Source organism: Salegentibacter sp. BLCTC (assembly GCF_015143665.1).
Lineage (GTDB): Bacteria > Bacteroidota > Bacteroidia > Flavobacteriales > Flavobacteriaceae > Salegentibacter > Salegentibacter maritimus.
In genome coordinates this window covers 73,137-93,062 of the sequence record NZ_WYEW01000002.1, presented here as the reverse complement: position 1 = coordinate 93,062, position 19,926 = coordinate 73,137, and the positions used below count along the sequence as shown (strand labels likewise).

Annotated in this window: 14 protein-coding genes; 3 read left to right on the top strand and 11 right to left on the bottom strand. The window is 36.4% G+C overall.

The window, feature by feature from the left end:
* Positions 1-22: 22 nt before the first annotated feature.
* From thrA to thrC, 3 genes are all read left to right on the top strand, one after another.
* Positions 23-2,470, top strand: coding sequence for a bifunctional aspartate kinase/homoserine dehydrogenase I (thrA, locus tag GUB10_RS02535; RefSeq protein WP_193709869.1), 2,448 nt, complete (start codon positions 23-25; stop codon positions 2,468-2,470).
* 4 nt (positions 2,471-2,474) lie between these two features.
* Positions 2,475-3,401 (top strand): homoserine kinase, encoded by a 927-nt coding sequence (locus GUB10_RS02530; RefSeq protein ID WP_193709868.1) that lies wholly within the window; start codon positions 2,475-2,477, stop codon positions 3,399-3,401.
* A 91-nt stretch (positions 3,402-3,492) separates the two neighbouring features.
* Entirely contained in the window at positions 3,493-4,788 is a 1,296-nt protein-coding gene (gene thrC / locus GUB10_RS02525) for a threonine synthase (protein WP_193709867.1), read from the top strand.
* Positions 4,789-4,937: 149 nt separating this feature from the next.
* Here thrC and GUB10_RS02520 read toward each other — a convergent pair whose 3' ends face one another.
* The 11 genes from GUB10_RS02520 to GUB10_RS02470 form a co-directional block, all read right to left on the bottom strand.
* Positions 4,938-6,422, bottom strand: a complete 1,485-nt coding sequence (locus GUB10_RS02520; RefSeq protein ID WP_193709866.1) for a S10 family peptidase — start codon at positions 6,420-6,422, stop codon at positions 4,938-4,940.
* Between the two features lie 56 nt (positions 6,423-6,478).
* Complete coding sequence (locus tag GUB10_RS02515; protein WP_193709865.1) at positions 6,479-8,143, bottom strand: AarF/ABC1/UbiB kinase family protein; 1,665 nt, start codon at positions 8,141-8,143, stop codon at positions 6,479-6,481.
* Between the two features lie 290 nt (positions 8,144-8,433).
* On the bottom strand, positions 8,434-10,440 hold the full coding sequence (locus GUB10_RS02510) for a monovalent cation:proton antiporter family protein (protein WP_193709864.1): 2,007 nt from the start codon (positions 10,438-10,440) through the stop codon (positions 8,434-8,436).
* 112 nt (positions 10,441-10,552) lie between these two features.
* Positions 10,553-12,418, bottom strand: a complete 1,866-nt coding sequence (locus tag GUB10_RS02505; RefSeq protein ID WP_193709863.1) for a peptidase M61 — start codon at positions 12,416-12,418, stop codon at positions 10,553-10,555.
* A 160-nt stretch (positions 12,419-12,578) separates the two neighbouring features.
* Positions 12,579-13,778: a glutamate-5-semialdehyde dehydrogenase gene (locus GUB10_RS02500; RefSeq protein ID WP_193709862.1), complete on the bottom strand. Its 1,200-nt coding sequence runs from the start codon at positions 13,776-13,778 to the stop codon at positions 12,579-12,581.
* 128 nt (positions 13,779-13,906) lie between these two features.
* Complete coding sequence (proB, locus tag GUB10_RS02495; RefSeq protein ID WP_193709861.1) at positions 13,907-14,677, bottom strand: glutamate 5-kinase; 771 nt, start codon at positions 14,675-14,677, stop codon at positions 13,907-13,909.
* Positions 14,678-14,714: 37 nt separating this feature from the next.
* Positions 14,715-15,518 carry a pyrroline-5-carboxylate reductase gene (proC, locus tag GUB10_RS02490; protein ID WP_193709860.1) on the bottom strand — a complete coding sequence of 268 codons (804 nt, stop codon included), beginning with the start codon at positions 15,516-15,518 and terminating at the stop codon, positions 14,715-14,717.
* A 464-nt stretch (positions 15,519-15,982) separates the two neighbouring features.
* Complete coding sequence (locus GUB10_RS02485; protein ID WP_193709859.1) at positions 15,983-17,356, bottom strand: MBL fold metallo-hydrolase RNA specificity domain-containing protein; 1,374 nt, start codon at positions 17,354-17,356, stop codon at positions 15,983-15,985.
* A 4-nt stretch (positions 17,357-17,360) separates the two neighbouring features.
* The gene (locus GUB10_RS02480) at positions 17,361-18,197 is read right to left on the bottom strand and encodes a restriction endonuclease (protein ID WP_193709858.1); all 837 of its coding nucleotides are present in this window, start codon (positions 18,195-18,197) and stop codon (positions 17,361-17,363) included.
* 35 nt (positions 18,198-18,232) lie between these two features.
* Positions 18,233-19,066: a universal stress protein gene (locus GUB10_RS02475; protein WP_193709857.1), complete on the bottom strand. Its 834-nt coding sequence runs from the start codon at positions 19,064-19,066 to the stop codon at positions 18,233-18,235.
* A gap of 2 nt (positions 19,067-19,068) precedes the next feature.
* Complete coding sequence (locus tag GUB10_RS02470) at positions 19,069-19,917, bottom strand: universal stress protein (protein WP_193709856.1); 849 nt, start codon at positions 19,915-19,917, stop codon at positions 19,069-19,071.
* Between the last annotated feature and the right edge of the window lie 9 nt (positions 19,918-19,926).

Here is a 19,926-nt window from a genome sequence, read left to right as displayed (position 1 = left end):
TCTAATTTAACTATCTTGACTTATGAAAGTCCTTAAATTCGGAGGTAGCTCTTTGGCATCTCCAGAACGCATAAAACTTGTAGCTAAAACAGTTCAAAAACATTTAAAAAAAGATAAAACGCTGGTAGTTTTTTCTGCCTTTGGTGGGGTAACCAACAATTTGCTTAAAATGGCAGATTTGGCTTCCAAAGAAGATCCATCTTATAAAGATTTACTACTGGAAAATGAAAAACGTCACCTTCAAGCAGTAAAAGAATTAATTCCTGTACAGGCTCAAAGTAGTATTTTAAGTAAAGTAAAAACCGAGCTTAATAGGTTGGAAACCTTATATGAGGGTGTGTACTTACTTAACGAACTTTCCAATAAAACCCGCCACGTAGTGTCTGGATTTGGGGAGATTTTATCCTCGATAATTATTGCTGAATATTTTAAAAATTTAGGAATTAACTCCCAATATGTAGATTCCCGGGAATTAATTGTTTGCAAAAACACCAACGAGAAAGTACAGGTAAATTATCAACTAACCTATACTAATATCGAGCACTATTTTACCGAAAATGAGGCCTCATTGTATATTGTTCCGGGCTTTGTTTCCCGAAATGAACAGGGAGTTCCCAGTACTCTTGGTCGAGGCGGATCAGACTTTACCGCAGCCTTGTTTGGTGCTGCTTTAGCGGTAAAAGAAGTAGATATTTATACCGATGTGAACGGGATGTACACGGCAAACCCTCAAATTGTACCGCACGCTTATCCGTTAAAAGATATTTCTTATCAGGAAGCGATGGAATTATCACATTTTGGGGCTAAAGTGCTATACCCGCCAACGTTACAGCCTTTGTTGGATAAACAAATTAGTATCCGTATTAAAAATACTTTTAAGCCCGATGAGGATGGAACTTTAATTTCCAGATCTTCTGAAAAGAACTTTCGCTGGGTTACCGGAATTACCCATATAGATTCCATAAAGCTACTCAATATAGAAGGAAGTGGCATGGTGGGTATCCCCGGTTTTTCCAAACGCTTTTTTGAAGTTTTATTTCAGGAAAATATAAATGTGGTTTTAATTACCCAGGCTTCTTCAGAACATAGTATTTGTATTGCGGTAAAAGACGATGAGGCTCAATTTGCAAAGGAAGCAATAGACGAAGCTTTTGAGGTTGAAATTCAGTATAAAAAAATTAAGCCCGTAACAATTGAAGAAAATGTAGCCATTATTGCGTTGGTTGGTGACAGAATGAAAAGTCATCATGGCTTAAGTGGTAAAATGTTTAGTGCATTAGGAAATAATAATATTAATATACGCGCCATCGCCCAGGGCTCTTCAGAGCGAAATATTTCAGCTGTAATAGCCAAAAAAGATGTGAAAAAAGCGCTAAACACCCTGCACGAACAGTTCTTTGAAGTACCCTCTAAAGAATTAAATCTATTTATAACCGGTGTGGGTAATGTGGGTAGTAAACTACTGGGGCAATTAAAGAAACAGGAACAATTTCTTTTGGAAAATTTAAGGTTGAAAGTTCGCGTACACGGATTATCAAACTCAAGAAAAATGCTTTTTGATGAAAATGGAATTGACCTGGATAATTGGGAAAAAGCCCTGGAAAATGGAGAAAAAGCCGATAAAGCTGAATTTTTCAAAAAAGTGAACACTTTTAACCTACGCAACAGCATTTTTGTAGATAACACTGCAAGTGCCGATATTTCTGCCTGGTATAAAGAATATCTGGCTAATTCGGTTTCTGTGGTAACCTGCAATAAAATTGCCTGTGCAGATAGTTTTGAAAATTACCTCGAATTGCAAAACCTGGCTCGGGAATATGGGGCATCATTTTTATATGAAACCAATGTTGGTGCGGGACTGCCAATTATAGACACCCTTAAAAACCTGGTCGCTTCCGGAGATAGGATCACCAAAATTCAGGCAGTACTTTCCGGTAGTTTAAACTTTGTTTTTAACACTTATAAAGCCAAAGAGCCTTTTTATAAAACCGTAGAAATGGCCATGAAAGAAGGCTATACCGAACCCGATCCTAAAATTGATTTGAGTGGGGTAGATGTAGCCCGTAAAATCTTGATTCTAGCCCGGGAATGTGGTTATGAGATGGAACTGGAAGATATTGAAAGCGAAGATTTTTTATCGGAAGAAAGTTTGGCCACCACTAATAATGACGACTTTTTTGAATTGCTACAGAAAGATGAGCCAAAATTTCAGGAAATATATAAGTCGGCGGAAGAAAAAGCTCAACAACTTAAATATGTCGCCCAATTAGAAGATGGAAAAGCCGTGGTAGGTTTACAATCGGTAGGCTCAGAGCATCCTTTTTATAACTTAAGCGGGAGCGATAATATAGTATTGTTCTTTACCGAAAGATACCCAGAGCAACCTTTAATTGTAAAAGGTGCCGGGGCAGGAGCTGAGGTTACGGCATCAGGGATTTTTGCCGATGTAATAAGAATAGGAAAAAAGTAGGCTTATGGATAAGATAAAACTTTTTGCCCCGGCAACTGTGGCCAATCTTTCTTGCGGATTTGACGTACTTGGATGTTGTTTAGACGGAGTGGGCGATGAAATGCTTATTTCTAAAAATTCAGAACAAAAGCTTAGAATACCCAAAATTACCGGGCAGGACTTGCCATTGGAAGTAGATAAGAATGTAGCAGGTGTTGCTGCCAAAGCTTTACTAGATGAATTAGGTGAAAAACAGGGTTTTGATATAGAAATAAAAAAGAATATTAAGGCAGGCAGCGGAATTGGTAGTAGCGCAGCTAGTGCTGCCGGTGCTGTTTTTGGAATCAATAAACTCTTGGGAGAACCTTTTTCCACAAATCAATTGATAAAATTTGCTATGGAAGGGGAACGTCTTGCCAGCGGAAATGCGCACGCCGATAATGTAGCCCCGGCTTTATTGGGCAATTTTAGCCTGGTAAGAAGTTACGAGCCTTTAGAAATATTGAGTTTACCGAGTTTACCAGAATTTCGAATATTGGTCTTGCATCCTTTAATCGAGCTTAAAACAAAAGATTCTCGTTCAATTATTAGGCAGAATGTGGCTTTGACTAAGGCGATTCATCAATGGGGAAACCTGGGCGCGTTGGTAAGTGCACTATACACTAAGGATTATCAACTATTTGGAAGAAGTTTAAAAGACGAGATTATAGAGCCAGTACGCTCTATATTAATTCCCTATTTCGACGAGCTTAAAGCTTTAGCTATAGCAAACGGAGCCCTGGGTTTTGGCATTTCAGGTTCGGGACCTTCGGTTTTTGCCATGTGTAAAGGAGATGTTGTCGCTCAAAAGCTAAAATCCGAATTTCAGGAGTTTTACCAGGATAAAAATATTGATTTCGATCTACACCTGTCTAAAATTAATGCGGAAGGAATAAAAATAGTATCCGATTGAAATTTAAAATGCTAAACCCAATAATTAGAATGAAACAGGCTTCCATTTTTGAGCTGTGTTCAGTACTAATTTTGGCTTAAATAATATATAGATGAAATATTTTAGTTTAAACGATAAAAATCATAAAGTTTCTTTTGAGAATGCCGTTGTTAAAGGTCTTGCGCCTGGAAAAGCGCTTTATTTCCCCGAAGAAATTCCAGTTTTATCCAAAGAGTTTTTTCAAAGTTTAGATAAACTTTCTAAAGAGGAAATTGCTTATAAAGCTATAAAAACTTTTGTGGGCAATGAAATTGATGAAAATGGCTTACGCAGTATTTTAAGCAAGACATTAGATTTTGACTTTCCGGTGGTACCAATTTCTGAAAATACCGGTACCCTGGAGCTTTTTCACGGTCCAACCCTGGCTTTTAAAGATGTAGGGGCCGAGTTTATGGCCGGTTGTCTTGGGTATTTTGTGAAAAAAGGAAACCTGGGTAAAATTACCGTTTTGGTAGCTACTTCGGGCGATACCGGTGGGGCAGTGGCCAACGGATTTTTAGGAGTAGAAGGTATAGATGTGGTGATTTTATACCCTAAAGGAAAAGTTAGTGAAATTCAGGAAAAACAACTTACAACTTTAGGACAAAATATCACTGCTTTGGAAGTAAATGGCAATTTTGACGATTGCCAGGATATGGTGAAAAAAGCTTTTTCCGATGAGGAAATAAGTGTAAAACGACCATTAACTTCGGCGAATTCTATAAATGTAGCTCGTTGGTTACCGCAAATGTTCTACTACTTTTTCGCGTATAAACAATTAGCAGGAAAAGATAACAAACTGGCTTTCTCGGTGCCAAGTGGGAACTTTGGAAATATTTGTGCCGGGATGCTGGCTAAAAAGATGGGCTTGCCCATAGCTCATTTTATCGCTGCCAATAACGAAAATAATGTGGTGACACGTTATTTGCAATCTAGAGAATACGCTCCAAAACCAAGCGTACAAACCATCTCTAACGCGATGAATGTTGGAAATCCCAGTAATTTTGTACGGATACTGGAATTGTTTGAAAATAAATTTGACTCACTATCACAACAACTTTCTTCTTTTAGTTATTCAGATAATGAAACGCGAAAGGCTATAAAAGAGGTAAAGCAAAAGTATGATTATGTCATGGATCCTCACGGTGCGGTTGGATATTTGGGACTCCAGGAGTTTTTAGCTGAAAACCCTGAATATTATGGTGTTTTCCTGGAAACTGCACACCCGGTTAAATTTCTTGAAACGGTAGAGGGAGTAATAGAAGAGAAGGTAGAAATTCCCGCATCGATTAGTGCGGTGATGCAAAAAGAGAAAAAATCTATAGAGATTTCAAATTATGATGAATTGAAGGAGTATTTGATGCAGTAGTATAAAGTAAAAGCTGTTTGGGAAGACTTTTCAATGTAACGTCACCCTGAACTCGTTTCAGGGTCTAATATGTATTTCAACTTAGATTCTGAAATAAATTAAGAATGACGAGCATTACAAGTTTAAAGACTTCCCAAACAGCTTAATTATTAATACTTTGCAGGAGCACCTTCTTCGGGGAGGCTGTTTTCTATAAATTCCCGAATATCTTCATTGGCATTTTTAAGGTCTTCAGCTCTCAAATACATCATGTGGCCGCTTTCATAACCTTTAAAACTTAAACGGTCTTTCATTTTACCGCTAGGGTCTAATTGCCACATGGTATATTTGGCATTAAAATAAGTGGTAGCACCATCAAAGTATCCGGCCTGTACCAGTACATCCAGGTTTGGGTTTTGTGCCATGGCCTGCCTTAAATTTTCACCGGTATTGTTACCGCTACGGTCCCAGGGATGCACAGGCCCGAACATATAGTACTTTAGATCGGTTTTAAATTTAAGATCATTACGCAAGTAATGGTTAATTGCCGGTGTAAAGGAATGTAACCACGAAGTTAACTCAGCATTGTAATCTGGTGAATCTCCGGCTTCTTTTGCATCTATTCCTAAGTACCTGGAGTCCAGTCTTCCTACGGTAACCCCATCTTTTCTTTTTAACTCTTTCCAAAAATAACGATAGCCAACATCCAGGTTATTCTGAAGAATCACTTCCCTGGAAATTCCGGAATAATAAGCCATTTTTTCGGCGGCAGCTTGTTTTATTGCAGGTGCGGTAAATCCTCCTTTTACAAGTACCGGGGTTAACTCATTAATTGTGTAATCTTCAACTTCTTCCAATAAGTCTTTTAATTCTTTATTTTGAAGTTCTGCCGGTAAAGCATCGTGATACCATGCAGCGGCTGCGAAATATGGAAGCCTGTTGGCAACTTCTACTGGCCCGTCGCGTTTAATTCCTAATTCGGTTGGAGAAACTAAAATTACTCCGTTAAGGTACATCCATTGGCTGTTTTGCAGCTCTAAGGCCAATCCTGAAACACGGGTAGTGCCATAGCTTTCTCCAATAAGATATTTTGGTGATAACCAGCGGTTATTTCTGCTTACAAAAGTATTTAACCATTCGGCCAAATATTTAATATCTGCATCTACGCCAAAGAATTTTTCTTTATGAACCTTTCCTTCCTTATTTGGGATAGGGCGGGAAAAGCCTGTATTTACTGGATTTACATAAACGATATCGGCGATATCTAAAATAGAATGCGGATTTTCTTTAATTCCGTAGGGTTGAATAGGAAATCCTTCATCATCAATTTTTAAAACTCTTGGGCCGGTATATGCAATATGCATCCATACCGAGGCCGAACCGGGGCCCCCATTAAATGAAATTACCAGGGGACGATTTTCGGTATTTTTTATATCGCTTCTTTTGTAATAGGTATAAAAAATGCTGGCAATAGGATCACCATCATTATTCCAAAGTGGCTGCATTCCGGTGGTAGCGGTATAATCTATATTCTTTGAATTAATGTTCACCGAATGTTTGGTAGTGATACTTGTATCTACAGGAACTTCAACTTTTTGGCTCCAGGCCGTAGCTATTAAGACAAGTAAAAATACTGGGGTAAAGATTTTTTTCATGTGCTCTAATTTTTAGAATCGAAAAATACACTGAAAAGCACAATTACCCAAATACCTCAATCTTTATTATTAAGGTTTTCATCTCTAAAAACGATAATATAGCTTAGAATAATTCCGCCAATAGCGGCCAATAGAAAGAAAATCATGGCCAGTCCCGGATATCCTAATATCATAAAATCTGAGGGCACCTGCATTAACATGGCGGCTCCAATAATCATAGCGGCTATAATTAATCCCAGGGTGATACGGTTGGCAACCTTTTGGAAACCATCGGTAACCCGTTTCTCGTCAAAAGCATCTATTTTAATACTGAATTCATTCTCTGAAAGATTCTTTGAAATGGTGTTTAATCTATCGGGCAAATATTCTATAAACTTCTTGGAAGCCAATACCGAAGAAAAGAAATTTTCAGGTTTCAACTCTTCATACATTTTATCTCGCATTATTTTATTGGCGTGTCTTTTAATGGCATCCCTAAGATCAAAATCGGGGTCTAATACCGCAATAATCTGATCCATATTCAAAAGAATTTTACCAAGAATATTAACTTCAACCGGGAGGTGAATCCCGTTTTCAGCAGCAAGTCGATTTAATTGTATTAGTAAACGGCCGGTTTGCATATCTTTTGCCGTACTATGCTCACTGGCCATAATAATATCGCTAATGGTCTTTTTAAAATATTTTAGATTAGCATTCTCGGTTACCTCACTCATGTTTAGGAGTATCCTGGCCGTTTCTTCGCCATTATTGCTGCTAATAGCCAATAAAAGTTCTAAAATATAATTTTTCATGGCAGGGCTAAACCTGGCCACCATGCCTAAATCTATAAGTGCAATTTTATCGTCTTTTGTAAATTGAATATTACCGGGATGTGGATCGGCGTGTACAAATCCATCATTGATAACCTGCTTTAAATAGGCATTCACCAATTGATCTACCAAAGGAGCATAGTCTACTTCAATTTGTTTAAGCGGCGAAATAGAAGTTATTTTTTGCCCTTCAATATATTCCATAGTGAGTACCTTACCCGAAGAATAATCCTGAATAGGTTGAGGAACGATTAGATCTTTAAAGCTTTTTAAATTTTCGCCCAGGGTAATTAGGTTTTGCGCTTCCCTGTTGTAATCCAGCTCCTGCAATAAAATTCGTCTCAATTCAGCTAAAACATCGTCGAAAGCATATTTTTTCGCGGTGGAACTGTGTTTAACGGCCAGTTCGGCCAATTCTTTTAAGGTATCAAGGTCTAACAGGAATTGCTTTTTTATTCCCGGGCGTTGTATCTTAACCGCTACCGGTTTTCCCGATCTTAAACTAGCTTTATGTACCTGCCCAATAGATGCGCTTGCCAGTGGTTTTTCTTCAAAACTTTTAAATGCTTTTGAAATTTTGGTCCCTATTTCTTCTTCAACAATTTGTTGAACCTCGTTATAAGGAATGGCAGGGACATCGTCCTGTAAAGTGGCCAAAGCTTTTAAGTAATCATCGGGTAAAAGATCGGGGCGGGTAGAAAGCAATTGCCCCATTTTTATATAGGTAGGCCCCATATTTTTTAGGTCTTCTACCAGCTCGTTGGGCGTTTGCTCATAGCTGTTTTCAGAATTTGCTGTATTCCCTTCCAGTGCCTTAGAAGCAGCATTTCCAAACAAATCGCTATTCCAATATTTAAGCATAAAGCCTATAAATTTCTGATAGCGTAAAAGATGATCGGGGAGTACAGACATATAGTTTATTGGTGTTAGGTTATCTAATTATTAAAGATATTTATTTAAAATTATAACACCAATAGGTTCAGGAACACATACGTGTTTTTTGCTAATATTTAAGAAAGCTTTTTGTTGCTATTTGGTTATTAAGTTTTAAAACGTCTAATTTGTGCTTATTATAAGCAATTTACAAGCCTTTTATTGGCACCGCCAAAGGGTGTAATAACTCGAGGTTTGCCTTGAAATTAAAAATTTGTTTCCAACGAGTGCCTCGTGGGCTTGCTCCGAGGTAGTTTACTTTAGTGTATTTAATAAGAAAGCTTTTCGTTTAACCTGCTTATGTTTATTGGATTCCCAAAAATATAAAGTAAGTCTCCTTGTTTTATCTTAGTGTCGGGAAGTACTTCGGTAATATATTGGGTGTCTCTTTTAATGGCCAATACGGTAACCCTGAAGTTTTTACCAATTCCTGAACTTTCAATGCTTTTACCTACAATTTCCCTGTTGTTTTGTTGAACGCTTAAGGTTACAATTTCCCGATTTGGGATATGAAGGTGTTGTAGCGAAGGCTTATGTGGTCTTCCTTTTACAGAAGTAAGCATTTCGTAATCTGATGACCTGATATTAGCTGTAAAATCCATTATTTCGTTATAGGGAACCAGATATTGTTTTAGCACCCGGGTAAAGATTTCTATAGATGTTTCGAATTCCTCTGGAATTACCTCGTCTGCTCCCAGTTTAATATTTTCTTCAATCTCCCTTACATAGCGGGTTCTTACAATTATAAAAGCTGTTTTAGTAAATAACCGAACATTATTTATAATTTTTTTAGTCGCTCCCGGGTCCGAAATGGCAATTACCACCACCCGTGCTTCCTGTACGTGAAGGTGTTTTAGGATAAGCGAATTGGTTGCATCTCCAAAAATAACGGGTTCGTTGTTATTTTTTGCCTTTTTAAAAGTTACGGGATCGGTATCTAGAACAACATAAGGTATTTCGGCATTTCTGGCTGCTTTTGCAATGTTTTCACCATTTATTCCGTAGCCGATAATAATTAGGTGGTCTTCTAATTTTTTTGGTTCAGTAGTATTTTCTTCCGCAGATTTTTGTTTATTAAATCTTTCTAATCTATGCCTTACCGTAGAAGGAACCCTGGCCTTTAAAATAGCGTAGGTGATTTTTGGTGCGGCATCAATAAGAAAGGGGGTAAGGCCCATGGTAATAATAGAGATTGCCAGGAAGTACTGGTAAATACTATCGGGGATAATATTATTGTCCAGGCCTACTCCCGAAAGCAATAAAGAGAATTCCCCAACCTGGAAAAGACTAAACAAACTTAAAAAGATGGTTCTGGGAGGGTATTTTAGTAATAGAACGGTAGCACCTACAACCAGCATTTTTAGTAAAACAACGCCAATAACAAGGGCCAAAATTATCAAAATGTTTTGAATGAAAAATTCTAAATTCAGCAGCGTTCCTACAGAGATAAAAAAGAAACTAATAAATATTTCACGAAACGGCAATACATTTACGGTTGCCTGGTGGCTATATTCAGATTCCGAAATAATAAGTCCGGCGAAAAAAGCACCCAATGCCAGGGATAATCCAACAGAAGAAGTAAGCCATGCAATTGCAAAACAGAAAACGACTGTAGTTAAAATAAAAAGTTCTTTACTTTTTGTTTTTACCACCATACTAAAAATGCGTGGTACAATATACCGCGCCAATAAAAATATTACCGCTCCAACACCCAAAATTTTAAGAATAAGAAACAATACGGTAGTTGCAATATCGCCGCCATCACCTGCTAAAATAGGAGTTAGCAGCATCATAGGAACTACAATGATATCCTGGAAGATAAGAATCCCAAGAGCTACCCTGCCGTGAGGGGCGGTAATTTCACCCCGTTCCTGTATGAGCTTTAAAACAATGGCCGTACTACTTAAAGAGAATAAAAACCCTAAAAAAATGGCCGAATTTAATGGTAAGCCTAGAAAGTAAGCAATTAGGCTAGTAAACAGAATGGTACCCCCAACCTGGAGTCCTCCCCCAATTAGTACCGTGTTTTTCATAGAAATGAGCTCTTTTACAGACAGCTCAATTCCAATAACAAACAAGAGAAAAATAATACCTATTTCAGAAAGCAATTCTACCTCATGCGAAGAACTAATAAGGTTAAAAGCATGTGGACCTGCAATTATTCCTGCCAGAAGAAAGCCTAGAATAGAAGGCACTTTTATTTTTTGAAATAAAAGGATAATCAAAATTGATAGTCCAAGAATAATTACAATGTCCTGTAAAATAGGTATTTCCATAAATTAATTTTAAAGATAGTTGGCCGCCCTAATTTAAAGGATATAACCCGATTATGGAAATAAAAAAGCGGCGGGAATCTCCCGCCGCCCAGAATACTTACATTAAAATCTATTAACCTTTTAACCAAGCATTTCTAAGTTTAACTTCTTGACTATTCTCTGATAATTCTTCTTCGGTAAGTGTAGTTTCAGTATCTGTTGGTTGGGAAGCAGTTGTACCAAGCTCAACTTCTTCGCCATCTCGTACTACTACAAAATTTACTTTTTCCCCTTCTTCCCAGGATTCAGCTGTCATGATTAAATTGTAAACATTTTGAATATTGTATTCCTCATCGTTTACAGACTTAATAATATCTCCACCTTTTACTCCAAGTTTTTTAAGAAAGGAATTAAATTCAATGTTTTCTCTAAAAAACAACTCTTTAGTGGCAGGGTCACCATCTATATAAGGAATTTGACCTTTAATAAAATAGCCGGTGTTTACCTGCGCTTCAGATTCTGTTAAACCTACTTTCTCGAAAAATTCCTGGTAGGGAATAGGGGTAGATCCACTAATATAAGTTTCTAAAAACGTTCTTATTTCAGGATAAGTAAGGCTTACAATGTCATTAAAAAGTTCTTCGTCGTTAAAAGGTTTATCCATACCATATTTATTGCTAAGAGCTTTCATAAGGTCTAGAATTCCCATATCGCCATCGCTTAGTTCCCTTAAACGAATATCCAGAGCCATACCAATTAAGGCGCCTTTTAGGTACACATTGTAATAACTGTCTTTATAAGGTTCTTCAAGGATATTTTTGCTCATTTCAGTAAATGGCATCGTATCGTCAAACTGTTGTGCAGTTTTTATTTTATCTGATATCCTACCATAGAAATCCTGCTTATCTATAAGCCCCTGATTTATTTGAAACAGGTTGGCGAAATATTCGGTTACTCCTTCATACATCCATAAATGCTGAGACATTTTTGGATCATTATAATCAAAATAATGTACTTCTTTTGAGTGGACATTAAGAGGGGTTAATATGTGAAAAAATTCGTGAGAAACCACATCTGTCATTGTTTTCTCTAATTGTTGCGGTTGCATAGACTCGGGAAGTACTACCACGGTAGAAGTGTGGTGCTCTAAAGCTCCAAAACCACGGGCATCTTGAGTCTCGCTATCTGAAAGATATAGCAGGATGGCATATTTTCCGGTATTATCTATCTCGCCCAGGAATTGTTTTTGGGCACTTATCATTTTTTCAATTCCGGGTTTTATACTTTTTGAAGTGTATTTTTTGTTTGGTGAATACACATTAATTAGCACTTCCATTCCTTCTACCATAAAGCTTGTAGTATCGGGAGTGGCATACATAATTGGGTTATCAATAACCTCAAAGTATCTTTTTAAGGAAAAGATGTCTTCTTTGAATTCCATACTGGTAGAAGCTGCCACTGTTTTACTTAGAGCAGTTCCGGGAATAAGGCTGTGTGGCCTTTTTATTTGTAATTGGTATGCTTCTTCTTTTTCATTTTCAAAATAGCCTACAAATCCGTGAAGATTGAGCATAAAATTTTTACCGGCTTCAATATTTGTACCCGATGGGGAGAAAACTCCTTCTTCGCCTTCAATATCGTAGGTGTCATTAACCTGGTAACTTACTTTATCTAAGTCTTTGGCATTAGGAACAAACCAGGAATTATCGTCTACTTTTTCAAATTCCAGCTCATTGCCGTTATAATCTAAGGCTTTAAAATTTTCAATGAATTTACCGTAGTTATCGGTAGAGTAGGTGCCGGGTACGGTTTTGGGAATATAAAAAGTAGTGTTTGCAGTGGTAAATTTATCGGGATTAATTTCTACCGAAACTTTATCGTTTTCGACATTTACAAGATCTATGCTTGCAATTACCGGTTCATCCTGGTTTGGGGTTTGGGTAGTTTTACAGCTGTAGAGAGTGCCAATAAAGGCCAGCGTATAAATTGCTTTTTTCATGTATAAACTTTTCTTTTTTCATAAGACTCACTAAATCTGTAAAAGTTACATTTATTAAAAAAGAAATGTTCAAAAAAAAAAAAGACTGCCTTAAATTATGTTAAGACAGTCTTTATATTAAAAGCCAGGTATGGCCCAAGTATTTTGAAATTAGAAATATTTATTCTCTAATATGGCCTTCACCTAACACATAATATTTATTGGTTACCAATTGTTTTAAACCAAGTGGCCCACGGTGGTGAAGTTTATCGGTACTAATAGCAAGCTCTGCTCCAACTCCCATTTGACCGCCATCGGTAAAGCGAGTAGAAGCATTATGGTATACGGCAGCACTGTCTACCTGTTCCATAAAATTGGCTGCTTCATTTTTATCTTCAGTAACAATCACAGAAGAATGTCCTCCTGAATATTTATTGATTTTGTTAATGGCAGCGTTATTTCCATCAATAGCACCCAGAACAATTCTCATGGCTAGAAACTCTTCGTACCAGGTATCTTCTGAACTTATCTTTTCTTCATTTGGTAAGATTTCAGCGATAGCATCATCTACCTGAATATGAACTTTATTTTCCTTGAACATATCATAGAGTTCCTGGACTCTTTTTTCAAAATCAGGAAGGTTTTTGTCTATTAATACCTTATCTAAGGCATTACATCCTGAAATCTTATCTATTTTGGCGTTCAACATTACTTTTTTTGCAGTGTCGAAATTGGCATTTTTAGATACATAAAGGAAGTTGTTTCCGCGCCCACTTACCAATACAGCTCCTGTAGAGTGTTCTTTAACAAAGGCAATAAGTTTTTCTCCACCCCTTGGTACTACAAGGTCTATATGTTGCGGTGGGTTTTTAAGGAAATCCTGTGTTTCAGTTCTGTTCATTTGTAACAGCTCTATCCAGTCTTTCTCCAAATTGTTTTCTAAAAGTGCCTCGTGCCAGCAATCTTCAAGAATTTTATTAGAGTGGTTTGCCTCTTTACCACCTTTTAAATAAATCTTGTTATTTGCTTTAAACGCAAGTACTGCAGCTTCAATAGTAACATCAGGGCGGGATTCATAAATAATCATGATGGTCCCGAAGGGTGCAGTTTTATTGGTGATATCTAAACCGGTGTCTAATTTTCTATGCTCTATAACCTGGCCTACGGGATCTTCCTGCTCCATTACTTCTTTTACAGAGCGAATCATATCATCTACCTTGGCATTATTTACAACCAGCCTGTCGTACATTGCCTGGTCTCCATTACCAAAGGCATCGAGATCCTTTTTATTCTCGGCAACTATTTCTTCACGTCTTTTATCCAGGATATTTATCATGGATTGCAGCACGTTATTTTTGGTTTTAGAATCTATTAATTTCATTACTTAGTTATAATTTAGTTTGATTAAACTTCAATTTATTGTTCAAATATGAACATTAGGACATTTTTTAAGTCTAGCTGAAATCTATTGATTTTGCAGCTACAGCTAAAAGAGTTCTTTAAATTAGTTTAGGCGGTGAATTTAGTACCTACCGGCTTACCGGCCACGATATCTAAAATCACATTTCTTTGTTTCCCATTGGCTATATAAGTGGTAATGTTTTTATTGGCAGTACCTTTTGCAATCTTTATTTTAGACTCCATACCGCCGCGACCTTCACCTTCGCCTTTACCAGATTCCTGAACATATTTTTCAACATTTTCATCTACCTGTACTTTGTTTAGTTTTTCAGAATCATCATCCTCGGGATGGCCGGTGTAAAGCCCGTCTGTGTCACTAAGGATAATTAAAGAATCTGCATCTATTAATTCGGCCACCAGGCTTGCCAGCTCATCGTTATCAGAAAACATAGACATGGTTACTGAAACGGCATCATCTTCATTAGCAATAGGAATTATTCCTTCCGATAGGAGAGATTCGTAACAGTTGATCATGTTCTCACGGTGAATTCCCGGGCTAAAATCTCTTTTAGTGGCAAGTACCTGCGCACAGCGCATTCCGTAATCGTGAAAAATGCTGTAGTAGTGACGCATCATACGAGGTTGGCCCACGGCCGAAAATACCTGCCTTCTTTTAGAGGGATCTTCAATATTTACATCACCCAAAACTTCTTTTCCGGCAATGGCCGATCCTGATGAAACCAGAACTACCATTACATCTTCTTCATATAAAGTAGCTATTTGTTCTACAAGATGTTTTAGCACGGGGCCTAAAATCCTGTTATCTTTATTGGTCATTACATTTGTTCCGACCTTAACTACAATTCTCTTTTTTTTCATTTTATAAAGTTATATTTAAACTTCTATTTAAAATTAACTATTCTTTACCTAACTCAACGGCTCTGTCAAAAGCAGCATAAGCGGCATCTTTAATAAGCTCTTCAACATTATTTTCATCCATGGAATCTAAAGCGGCACGGGTTGTCCCTCCTTTAGAGGCTACACGATCCATCCATGTACTCGGGGAAAGATCTGATTCATTAAATAGTTTTACAGCACCCTCAAAAGTTTGGCTAACCAATACTTTAGAATCGTTTTTAGAGAAGCCCATTTTTAAGGCCGCCTCTAACATGGAGTTCATAAAATAAAATACATACGCTGGTCCACTTCCTGAAATACCTGTAGAAGCATCTATAAATTCTTCTGTTTGTACGTGAATTGATGCTCCTGTAGTATCCAGTAAGTTTCTTACCATTAATAGTTCTACCCTGGATACTTCTTCGGCTTCTGTAAACGAGGTAACTCCTTTACCCACCTGGGCCGGAAGGTTTGGCATAGAACGCACAACTTTTTTAACGTCTAAACCTTCCTGTATTTTATCTATAGTTACACCTGCCATTAGTGAAACAAAAATTTGCTGATCGTTTACCAATGGTCTAATTTCTTCAAACAAAGCATCGCAGTGATATGGTTTAACAGCCAGAAATACGATATCTGCTTCTGGAAGACATTCCTCTATATCATCATAAACATCAAAATGATCTAGCTTGCTAAGGGTGGTTATTACCTCAGCCGATTTGTCAAAAATCATTAGGTTACGATGATTAAGTAAACTGGACTTCGCCATTCCTTCAGCGTAAGTTAATCCCATATTTCCTGCTCCAATAACTAATACTTTCATTCTATATTTTTTGGTTAATTAATTCTATTTAGTCTTTTGGATTACTAAATCCTTCACATAGGGAACAAAGACCATACGACGATTCCTGCCAAAATGGTTTTATGACTTAAAATCAGGATTAAATTAATTTATTTTTGTGGGAACTAAGAAAATATATGGTTAAACTAATCTAAAAGATACTTTTTGCTTTTTTAGAAGAGAGCTTTTAGAAACTTTAGGAACCCCTATAGCCTTTATACCTGGGATTAACTGGACTGTGAGTTTTTTCCTTATAAAAAATAGCCCTGATAGGAAATAGTCTTTTTTCTTTTTATAATTATAGACCGGTCCTGATAAAATCATAGAAAAAAACTATAACTGATAATTTAGATTGATTCTATAGAATAACTGACATATTTCTGCCATTATTGCAGTAATATATGTGCTAAATTTTACGAAAAGGTTTTCGTGAAATTTCTGGGTTTTTAAAGTTTTAGGCTGGTAATATCATAAAGATTGGGAATTACTAATTCAGAATTATATAGATCTTTAATTTTAACTCTTAACGAGTCGAGGGCTGTGGGCTCTCCATGAGTTAAGAATATTTTTCGGGGATTATTTTTTATGCTAGAAAGCCAGTCTAATAATTCTTCCTGATCGGCATGAGCAGAGAGGCTTTCAACTTTTAAAATTTTTGCTTTTACAGGGCAGTATTTGCCGAAGATTTTCACTTCCGCGGCTCCATTTTCCAGCTGTCTTCCACGAGTACATTCGGCTTGGTATCCTACTAATAAAACTGTTGTTTGAGGTTTATCTATTAAATAGCGCAAATAAGTAAGTACCCTACCTCCCGTAACCATTCCACTTCCGGCAATAACAATTTTAGGGTGTTTTTCGTCTATGGTTTTCCAGGTATCACGATAAGAAGTGATAATATTAAAGTAGGAAAGCATACCTTTCATTTCATTAGTGCTTAGCTTGTGCCATTCGGCAAAACTGTAAAACAAGCCTAAAATCTTGTTCCCCATTGGGCTATCTATATAAATGGCTATTTTGGGAATTTTTTTCTCTCTGGCTAATAAGTAAATTTTATACATGATTCCCTGTAAACGTTCTACTGCAAAGCTTGGAATAATGAGGCTCCCTTTATTCGATAGGGTATCTTTTATAGCTTTGGTAAGTATTTCATCCGACTTATCTTTGGGGTGTAGTCTATCTCCGTAAGTACTTTCCAGAAATAAGTAATCTGCTTTTTCGGGCTTATTGGGTGGATCTAGAAGTAAATCTTTTTTTCTGCCAATGTCACCTGAAAATACAAAGCGCTTATTGAAAATATCCAGTTCAATGAAGGAAGAACCTAGAATATGACCATTTGGCTGATACCGATATTTAATATTTTTTGAAAGCTGGTACCATTCATTTAGGTTAATACTTTCAAATAAATTAATAGTTTTTTCAGCATCTGGCGTGGTATATAGGGGCAAGGCCGGTTGGTGCTTACTATAGGTTTCATTATTGGCCCTCTCGGCATCTTCTTCCTGTATTTTTGCACTATCTTTTAAGATGATTTCGGTAATACCCAAGGTAGGAGGTGTTCCTAAAATTTGATTTCTATAGCCCTGTTTTACTAATCGCGGTAAATAACCTGTATGGTCTAGATGGCCGTGAGTTAATAAAATAATATCTATAGAGGTAGGGTTAAATGGAAAATCTTTCCAATTTAGCTCTCTTAAACTTTTAATTCCCTGGAAAAGGCCGCAGTCTATCAAAATATTTAATTCCGATGTTTCCAAAAGAAATTTAGAGCCGGTAACTGTACCTGCTGCGCCTAAAAAATGGATTTTTATATTTTCTCCCATAGGTTTAATGTTTGCAAAGCTCTTCCATTTCTTTTAGGATTCTTTTTTTACGCGGATTATGAACTTCCAGTTGATCCAGGTAGAAATTATCATTTATAAGATCCTGGCATAAAACTATATCTCTGCTAAGTAAAAAATTCTTTTCTCTTTCTGAAAGTAGGGTAGAAACGGTTATGGGGAATAAACCTAGCCTGTCTATTCTATCTTTTAAACCCTGCCCCTTTGGATAATCCCAACTTAATAACTTTAGATTACTGCACTTACCATACTGTATAGCATCTGCAGTAAAACGGGTGTTGGTAACTACCCAAGCCTCCTCCAATTCAAGTTTATGATTATTGTTTTTTCTAAAGTTTTTTATATCCCGAATTCTTGAATCTATATATAAAGGAATTTTTACATCACTATTTTTACCGGCATTATGGAATTTACACTCTATAAGAATTAATTTTGTATCTGATTTTGCCTCTACGTCAATTTCATGAGTTACGCATTTACCCTGGTATATTTTCCCGGTTTCAGTTTTATAACCACTATGGTTTAAAAGTGCGGCAATAAATTTTTCAAACGGAAATCCTGTTGGCCCCAATTCGTAAATTGCTGTCTTTAATTTATATTTAGAAGCGCTGGTATTATTTCCTTTTTTAAGCAAACTAAAAGCACGCGTGTATATTTCTTTGGTAGTAATGCCATCATACAGTTCTTTCTTAAGACTTTCTAGTGTACTATTAATTAATTTATTATTGGCCCCAGATCGCTTTAGGGATTCAGCAACCCTATCTATAGAAAACTGAACTTTTTCACCGGAAGCTTTTATAACCTGTAAGTTGGAGACATCCATTTTTATTCTTTTATTTAAAAATAATGAATTCTACATTATAAATTTGTGGGCATAAAGATGGTGGGAATTTGTGGTTTTCTTCCCAATTCTTTAAGCAGGGATTTAGAAAAAAGTGTTTTAATAAAACCTCTTTTTTTATGGTTTAAAACCAAAATGTCGCTGCCCCGGCTTTGAATAAAGCTATGAATACCCTTCGCAACTTCAATATCTGTTAATGTATGAAAGCTGTGGGATATGTCTTTAAAATACTCATGTAATTCTTCTTTTCTGGTCTCCTGATCATCAGAAAGATTATCGGTGTCCTGAATGTAGAGAATTCTAATACTGGCTTTAAATTTTTTGGCCATATCTATTAAAAAATTGATTTCGGCAATAGAAAAAGATTTGTCAAAACGGGTGGCCAAAACCATTTCTTTTTTTACTTCAGGCACATATACACTTTGATCTGGAATTAAGAGAACGGGCATATGTTCTACCGTTTCTACAACATTCATGCTATTGGTGCCAAAAATCTTGTCGTCGGGCTCATTTTCGCCTTTGGTTCCCATAATTATGAGATCAAAAATTATATCCTTTTGAATTTCTGTTATGGCATCGTTTAACCAGGATTCCAGTATTAAAGATTTAAACCTGTGATGCGGGTTTTTATTAACTATAGCTACTTCCTTTAATAGTTTTCCCATTAATGCTTTATTATCTTCTTTTGCTTGAGATAAACTATGGCCATTTATATCTGGCGTATAGAATTCGGGTTTGCATGCATTTAAAAAATAAAAATTACATAGTTCATTTTCAAACAAACGAAATGCAAAAACAGTAGCTTTCCAGGCATTAACTGAAAAATCGGTGGGGATGAGTATGTTTTTCATAATTAGCTGAATTTTCCTGAGGGAATCACCATAAACGGTACTTTAATATGAAAGCCTATTTTGTTAACTACCGGTCTAAAGAGTAAGTTTTCAAAAAAGCTATGTTTGTTATTCACCATAAAAAGCATATCTACCTTATTTTTTTCCTGAAAATTTTTAATGGCGCTGGTTATACTTTTATCTTCTATAGTGTGGAATTGATGTGGAGAATCATCAAGGACTTCATTTAGGTTTTTTTTATTTTTTTCCTGGGTTTCATCAAGATCTTTTCCGAAGAAAACATGTAGGATATCCAGTTTAGATGTATGATTTTTGGCAACATTTAGAATGGGTTCCAGCTGTGGGGAGCTAAAATGCAATTGAAAATCTGTTGGAAACAGAATATTTGCTGGAGATTCATATTCATATTCAGAAGGGATAGTAAGTAACGGAATTCTTAGTTTGTTTATGGCCTGTACCGTATTGGTACCAATTAATATTTCTTCGGCACCGGTAGCTCCCTGGGTTCCCATAACCACAAGGTCTATTTCTTTAGATTTAACCTGCTCTTTCATCTCATCTATTAAAAGGTTGAAAGCTGAAATTTGTTCAAAATGATGATTTGGGTTATTAAAATCACGTTTAATTTTTTGTGCTACCTTTTTTAAGCCGTTTTGAGAATTTTTTTGGTAAACTTCGGCAAGATTAGGTTGTGTACTGTTGTATAAAATATATTCGGTATCATATAAAACCGGTGTATAGGTGTTTAACAAATAAAACCTACACTCCTCATTTTTATAAATAGTAAGCGCATATTTAATAGCATTGTATGCATTTTCAGAAAAGTCGGTGGGTAAGAGTATTTTTTTCATGATTTCTAA

Coding starts and splice junctions, on each gene's coding strand:
- GUB10_RS02480 (WP_193709858.1), bottom strand. CDS start 18,197: ATGGATGTCTCCAACTTACAGGTTATAAAAGCTTCCGGTGAAAAAGTT.
- GUB10_RS02530 (WP_193709868.1), top strand. CDS start 2,475: ATGGATAAGATAAAACTTTTTGCCCCGGCAACTGTGGCCAATCTTTCT.
- proB (WP_193709861.1), bottom strand. CDS start 14,677: ATGAAAAAAAAGAGAATTGTAGTTAAGGTCGGAACAAATGTAATGACC.
- proC (WP_193709860.1), bottom strand. CDS start 15,518: ATGAAAGTATTAGTTATTGGAGCAGGAAATATGGGATTAACTTACGCT.
- GUB10_RS02510 (WP_193709864.1), bottom strand. CDS start 10,440: ATGGAAATACCTATTTTACAGGACATTGTAATTATTCTTGGACTATCA.
- GUB10_RS02485 (WP_193709859.1), bottom strand. CDS start 17,356: ATGGGAGAAAATATAAAAATCCATTTTTTAGGCGCAGCAGGTACAGTT.
- GUB10_RS02520 (WP_193709866.1), bottom strand. CDS start 6,422: ATGAAAAAAATCTTTACCCCAGTATTTTTACTTGTCTTAATAGCTACG.
- GUB10_RS02505 (WP_193709863.1), bottom strand. CDS start 12,418: ATGAAAAAAGCAATTTATACGCTGGCCTTTATTGGCACTCTCTACAGC.
- GUB10_RS02475 (WP_193709857.1), bottom strand. CDS start 19,066: ATGAAAAACATACTCATCCCCACCGATTTTTCAGTTAATGCCTGGAAA.
- thrA (WP_193709869.1), top strand. CDS start 23: ATGAAAGTCCTTAAATTCGGAGGTAGCTCTTTGGCATCTCCAGAACGC.
- GUB10_RS02515 (WP_193709865.1), bottom strand. CDS start 8,143: ATGTCTGTACTCCCCGATCATCTTTTACGCTATCAGAAATTTATAGGC.
- GUB10_RS02500 (WP_193709862.1), bottom strand. CDS start 13,778: ATGAAATTAATAGATTCTAAAACCAAAAATAACGTGCTGCAATCCATG.
- thrC (WP_193709867.1), top strand. CDS start 3,493: ATGAAATATTTTAGTTTAAACGATAAAAATCATAAAGTTTCTTTTGAG.
- GUB10_RS02470 (WP_193709856.1), bottom strand. CDS start 19,917: ATGAAAAAAATACTCTTACCCACCGACTTTTCTGAAAATGCATACAAT.